Source organism: Achromobacter sp. (assembly GCF_036567245.1).
GTDB lineage: Bacteria > Pseudomonadota > Gammaproteobacteria > Burkholderiales > Burkholderiaceae_B > Achromobacter.
In genome coordinates, this window is record NZ_DATCUY010000559.1 from 1 (window position 1) to 6,025 (window position 6,025).

Annotated in this window: 6 protein-coding genes; 3 read left to right on the forward strand and 3 right to left on the reverse strand. The window is 67.8% G+C overall.

Annotation, left to right across the window (positions count from 1 at the left end):
• From VIR09_RS23445 to VIR09_RS23455, 3 genes are all read left to right on the forward strand, one after another.
• Positions 1–390: aminotransferase class III-fold pyridoxal phosphate-dependent enzyme (locus VIR09_RS23445; protein ID WP_332015022.1), on the forward strand; the 390-nt coding region annotated here is incomplete at its 5' end.
• A 123-nt stretch (positions 391–513) separates the two neighbouring features.
• A complete protein-coding gene (locus VIR09_RS23450) occupies positions 514–1,983 on the forward strand; it encodes an NAD-dependent succinate-semialdehyde dehydrogenase (protein WP_332015023.1) in 1,470 nt (489 codons plus the stop codon).
• Positions 1,984–2,129: 146 nt separating this feature from the next.
• Positions 2,130–2,984, forward strand: coding sequence for an inositol monophosphatase family protein (locus VIR09_RS23455; RefSeq protein WP_332015024.1), 855 nt, complete (start codon positions 2,130–2,132; stop codon positions 2,982–2,984).
• Positions 2,985–3,145: 161 nt separating this feature from the next.
• Here VIR09_RS23455 and VIR09_RS23460 read toward each other — a convergent pair whose 3' ends face one another.
• The 3 genes from VIR09_RS23460 to galE all read right to left on the reverse strand — a co-directional run.
• The gene (locus tag VIR09_RS23460; protein ID WP_332015025.1) at positions 3,146–3,964 is read right to left on the reverse strand and encodes an NAD-dependent protein deacetylase; all 819 of its coding nucleotides are present in this window, start codon (positions 3,962–3,964) and stop codon (positions 3,146–3,148) included.
• A gap of 119 nt (positions 3,965–4,083) precedes the next feature.
• Positions 4,084–5,031 carry a serine O-acetyltransferase EpsC gene (gene epsC, locus VIR09_RS23465; protein WP_332015026.1) on the reverse strand — a complete coding sequence of 316 codons (948 nt, stop codon included), beginning with the start codon at positions 5,029–5,031 and terminating at the stop codon, positions 4,084–4,086.
• Between the two features lie 186 nt (positions 5,032–5,217).
• A partial coding sequence (gene galE / locus VIR09_RS23470; protein WP_332015027.1) for a UDP-glucose 4-epimerase GalE occupies positions 5,218–6,025 on the reverse strand: 808 nt, incomplete at its 5' end.

Consider the following 6,025-nt stretch of genomic DNA (forward strand, 5'->3'; position numbering starts at 1 on the left):
CTGGGCGGCACCTACGCCGGCAACCCGCTGGCGGTCGCCGCAGCGCATGCCGTGCTGGACGTGATCGCCGAGGAAAAGCTGTGCGAACGCGCCGTCGCCCTGGGCGACAAGCTGCGCGCGCATCTGGAAGGCCTGCGCGCCAAGGTCCCGGGCATCGCCGACGTGCGCGGCCTGGGCTCCATGGTCGCCGTGGAACTGAACGATCCCGCCAGCGGCAAGCCGGACGCGGAAGCGGTCAAGCGCGTGCAAGCCCGCGCCATCGAAAAGGGTCTGATTTTGCTAAGCTGCGGTGTGTACGGCAACGTCCTGCGCTTCCTGTACCCCTTGACCATCCCCGACGCCCAGTTCGATCGCGCGCTGGCCATCCTGTCCGAGGCGCTGGCCGCCTGACGCACAGGGCCTGAACATCCGGTATTCCGGCGGGCAGGCACGAGTTTTGCGGGCGTAGCGGGTTATCCGCCACGCCCGTAAACGTTTCCTGGCCGGCCGCTTCCCTTCAAGGAGACTGCAACAATGACCGCACTGACCCATCCCCTGGCGCGCCCCGACCTGCTGCGCGACGCCTGCTACATCGACGGCAAGTGGGTAGCCGCCGGCAACGGCCCGTCCATCCCCGTGGACAATCCCTCCACCGGCAAGACCATCGTGTCCGTGCCCAAGCTGGGCCGCAAGGAAGCCGAACAGGCCATCGCCAGCGCCGAGGCCGCCCTGCCCGCCTGGAGCGCCAAGACCGGCAAGGAACGCGCCGCGATCCTGCTGAAGTGGGCCCAGCTCATGATGCAGAACCAGCAGGACCTGGCCGCCATCATGACGTCCGAACAGGGCAAGCCCGTGACCGAAGCCGCCGGCGAAATCGCCTATGCCGCCTCGTTCCTGGAGTGGTTCGGCGAAGAAGCCAAGCGCATCGACGGCGACATCCTGCAAAGCCCCAAGGCCGGCCAGCGCCTGATGGCGCTCAAGCAGCCCATCGGCGTCACCGCCGCCATCACGCCGTGGAACTTCCCGGCCGCGATGATCACGCGCAAGGTCGGCCCGGCCCTGGCCGCCGGCTGCACCATGGTGGTCAAGCCCGCCCAGCAGACCCCGCTGACCGCGCTGGCACTGGCCGTGCTGGCCGAAGAAGCCGGCGTGCCCGCGGGCGTCTTCCACGTCATCACCGGCAGCTCGCGCGAAATCGGCGCGGCCCTGTGCGAAAGCGACGTGGTGCGCAAACTGAGCTTCACGGGTTCCACCGAAGTCGGCCGCACGCTGATGGAGCAATGCGCGCCCACCATCAAGAAGCTGTCGCTGGAACTGGGCGGCAACGCGCCCTTCATCGTGTTCGACGATGCCGACCTGGACCGCGCCATCGACGGCATCCTGGCCTCCAAGTACCGCAACGCCGGCCAGACTTGCGTCTGCGCCAACCGCATCTACGTGCAGGCCGGCGTCTACGAAGAGATCGCCAAGCGCCTGGTCGCCAAGGTCGAAGCCATGAAGGTCGGCGACGGCTTTGCCGACGGCGTGACCCAGGGCCCGCTGATCGACAGCAGCGCCGTGGAAAAGGTGCAGGAGCACATCGCCGACGCGACGTCGCACGGCGCCCGCGTGATCGCCGGCGGCAAGCCGCATGCGCTGGGCGGCACCTTCTTCGAACCGACCGTGGTGCGCGACGTGACCCAATCCATGCGCTTCGCCACCGAGGAGACCTTCGGTCCGGTGGCCCCGCTGTTCCGCTTCGAAACGGAGCAGGAAGTCATCGGCATGGCCAACGACACCATCTTCGGCCTGGCCGCCTACTTCTACACCCGCGACTACGCCCGCATCTGGCGCGTGTCCGAAGCGTTGGAGTACGGCATCGTCGGCATCAACACCGGCATCATCTCCAACGAAGTCGGCCCCTTCGGCGGCGTCAAGCAATCCGGCCTGGGCCGCGAAGGCTCCAAGTACGGCATCGAAGAGTACCTGGAGATCAAGTACCTCTGCGTCGACCTGGGCGCCTGAACGGCCCCTGAAGCGCGGCCCTCGCAGGCAGATGCCGGCGAGGGCCGCGCGCATTTCCTGCGCCGGTTTCCGGGAGTCCGATATGTTGCATCCCGGCCCGCGTCCGGCGTGGTAGATTTGCGCGTTCCCCAAACGAACGAGCCCGTATGAGCAGAACCTTTACCCGCGAGGACACCCGCCGGCTTGCCGCCATCCTGGCCGAAACGGCGCAGACGGAAGTCATGCCGCGCTTTCGCAATCTGCCGGAAGGCGCGGTGCGCGGCAAAAGCTCCGCGCGGGATCTGGTCACCGATGCGGACGAAGCCGCCGAACGCCTGATCGCGGCGCGCCTGGCCAAGCTGCATCCGGGCGCCGTGCTGATCGGCGAGGAAGCCTCGGCGCGCAACCCCGCCCTGCTCAACATGCTGGTCGATGCCGACCTGGCGTTCCTGATCGACCCGATCGACGGCACCCGCAACTACGTGGCGGGCCTGCCGCTATTCGGCATGATGATCGCCGCCTGCCATCGCGGCGACGTGATCGCGGGCGTCATCTACGACCCGGTCAGCCGCGACAGCGCGCTGGCCGTGCGCGGCGAAGGCGCCTGGATGGAATACGAAAACGGCAGGCAGGTCCCGCTCGCGGTGGCCAGCCCCGCGCCCCCCGACGACATGGACGGCCTGATCTCGACCGGCGCCCTGCCCGAGCCGCTGCGCACGACCGTCAACAGCAATCTGTCGCGCCTGGGCGGCACCGCCTCGCTGCGCTGCGCCGCGCACGAGTACCGCATGCTGGCCGCGGGCCACTGCCATATCGCGCTGTATAACCAGTTGACCGCCTGGGATCACGCGGCCGGCTGGCTGCTGCACCGCGAGGCGGGCGGCTACGCCGCGCACTTCGACGGATCCCCCTACAAGCCCACGCACCGCACCGGCGGCCTGCTGTACGCGCCGGACGCCGGCAGCTGGCACGCGGCTCGCAAAGCGCTGATGGGGGACATGGCGGAAGCTGGCGAGACTTGACAGATCGTCCCCGAGAAAGGTCAAAAACTCGGGGTTATCCCTAGGAATTATCCACAGTTCCTGTGGACAACCCTATGGAAAGGTCTGTAACAGCGGAAAAAAACCTTTTCAGGGCAAGCACTTGCTTAGACCGGTCAAAAACCGGCCGGCCGCAAGCCGCTTTACAGCGCATCCAGCGCCACGGCGCAAGGCAGTTCCACCTTGAGGGTAAGCATGCTGTCGGCGCGGGTGCGTCCCAGGTTGATGGCCGCTATCGGCATGCCGTTGCGCGAGGCTGCGGACACGAACCGGTAGCCCGAATACACCATCAATGAAGATCCCACCACCAGCACCGCGTCGGCATTCATGAGGCCGGCGTTGGCGCGGTCCACCCGCTCGCGCGGCACGGTTTCGCCAAAGAACACCACGTCGGGCTTGACCACGCCGTTGCAGCGCGGACAGGGTGGCACCTTGAAGCGCGCGAAGTCCTCGCCTTCCAGATCGGCGTCGCCGTCGGGCGCATCCGAGGCATCCAGCAGCAGCCAGTCCGGATTGCCCTCCTGCAGGGCCTGCTGCCAGGCCTGCCGGCCGCCACGCCAATCGCAGGCCATGCAGCGCACTTCGTCCAGCCGGCCGTGCAGGTCCACCACCTCGCGGCTGCCGGCGGCCTCGTGCAGGCCATCGACGTTCTGCGTCACCAGCACCGAGACGCGGCCGCGCGATTCCAGCCGCGCCAACGCCCGGTGCGAGGTGTTGGGCTGCACATGGCCAAAGCGACGCCAGCCCACCATGCTGCGCGCCCAGTAGCGCGCCCGCGCCAGTTCGCCGCCCATGAAGGTCTGCAGCGTCATGGGCGGCGTGCGTTTCCATTCGCCTTCGGTGTCGCGGTAGTCGGGAATGCCGGAGTCGGTGCTGACGCCCGCTCCTGTCAGCACGAACAGCCGCGGATGGCGGTCGACGAAGCCGCGCAGCGCGGCCAGATCAGAGACTCGTGTGTCCATCCAGGCTCCTCAGTGCCGGCCACTACAAATGGCGGCCACCGCAAATTGGCGGCCACCGCAAAATGGCGGCCACCGCAAAATGGCGGCCACCGCAAAACGGCGGCCGCCGCAAATGTCACTCAGCCGCCAAGGCCGCAGTCGGGCATGTCGCTGACCAGGCTGGCCTGGGTCACGTTGCTGCCCGGCGGCACGCTGCGGGTCAGCCAGACGTTGCCGCCGATGGTCGAGCCCTTGCCTATGGTGACGCGGCCGAGAATCGTCGCGCCAGCGTAGATCACCACGTCGTCCTCGATCAAGGGGTGGCGCGCCAGGCCCTTCTTGAGTTCGCCGTTTTCGCCCGGCGGGAAGCGCTTGGCGCCCAGGGTGACCATCTGATAGAGGCGCACCCGGTCGCCGATGATGGCGGTCTCGCCGATCACGACACCGGTGCCGTGGTCGATGAAGAAGCTGCGGCCGATGGTGGCGCCCGGATGGATGTCGATGCCCGTGTCCGCATGCGCGATTTCCGCCACGATACGCGCCAGCATCGGCGCACCCAGGCGGTACAGCACGTTGGCCAGGCGGTGATGGATCATCGCCGCCACGCCCGGATAGCACAGCAGCACTTCGTCCACGTTGTGCGCGGCCGGGTCGCCCTGATAGGCCGCGGTCACGTCCAGGTCCAGCGCGGCGCGCACGCGCGGCAGTTCGGCGCCGAACTGCCGCACGATCTCGATGGCGCGCTGCTGCGTATCCACGGGCTGCGCCTGTTCAGGCCGGCCCGCGTACTGCAATTCAAGGCAAACCTGATGCAGCAGCGCATCAAGCGCCGCGCCGATGGTATGCCCGACGTAGTAGTCCTCGACCTCTTCGCGCAGGTCGATCGGCCCCAGGCGCATCGGGAACAGGGCGCCACAGAGGTCCTTGACGATCTGGCGCAGGCTTTCCTGCGACGGGAACTCGCGCAGGCCGGCGTCTTCGCGCAGGCGGCCACGGGGACCGCGCCAGGCCACGCGCGCTTCGTGCAGGCCGGACACGATGCTGTCCAGGTTCCAGTGGGCCGATGCGTTGTAGGTCGGCCCGCTCATGACCGCGGCTCCTGCAGGAAGCTGGTGGACGGATTGAATTCAAACATGGGTGCGCCTCGTTGACGGTGCATGGCCGCGGCGGGCTGGCCGCCGGGCGATGCTGCTTCGCAATATTTCCGTCAACTGTAACCGCTCGCGCCGGTTTCCCGGAATCCATCCGACACGGCGCAGGGGTTATGTCCCGGGTTATGTTCCCACGTCCTGCTCGTAGCCCTGAGGATTGCCCTGCTGCCAGCGCCAGCCGTCCGCGCACATCGCATCCACGTCATGCGTGCTGCGCCAGCCGAGCAAGCTGGCGGCCAGGGCGGGATCGGCCCACATGCGCTCGATATCGCCGGGGCGGCGGGCTTGCGCGCGCACGGGAATCCGGCAGCCGTTGACTCGTTCGAACGCATGCACCAGCTCCAGCACGCTGGTGCCCTGCCCCGTACCCAGGTTGACCGCCACGAATCCAGGGTGGTTCTCCGAATATGTGAGCGCCTGCACATGCCCTTGCGCCAAGTCCATGACGTGCAGATAGTCGCGCACGCCGGTGCCGTCGGCCGTGGCGTAATCGTCGCCGAACACCCGCAGGTAGGGCTGGCGCCCCACCGCCACCTGGGTGATGAAGGGAAATAGATTGTTGGGGATGTCGCGCGGGCTTTCGCCGATCTGCCCGCTGTGGTGCGCGCCGATGGGATTGAAGTAGCGCAGCGTGACGGCGCTGAAGGCCGGGTCCGCCCGGCAGACGTCGCGCAGCACCTCTTCCACCATCAGCTTGGTGCGGCCATAGGGGTTTGTGGGCGCCAGCGGGTGCGCCTCGGTGAACGGCAGGTACTGCGGCTCGCCATAGACGGTAGCCGATGAGCTGAACACCATGCACGCCACGCCCGCCTCGCGCATGGCGCGCAGCAGCGCCACCGAACCGCCGACATTGTTGTCGTAGTACTTGAGCGGATCGGCGACCGACTCGCCCACCGCCTTGCTGCCGGCCAGGTGCAGCACCGCCCGCACC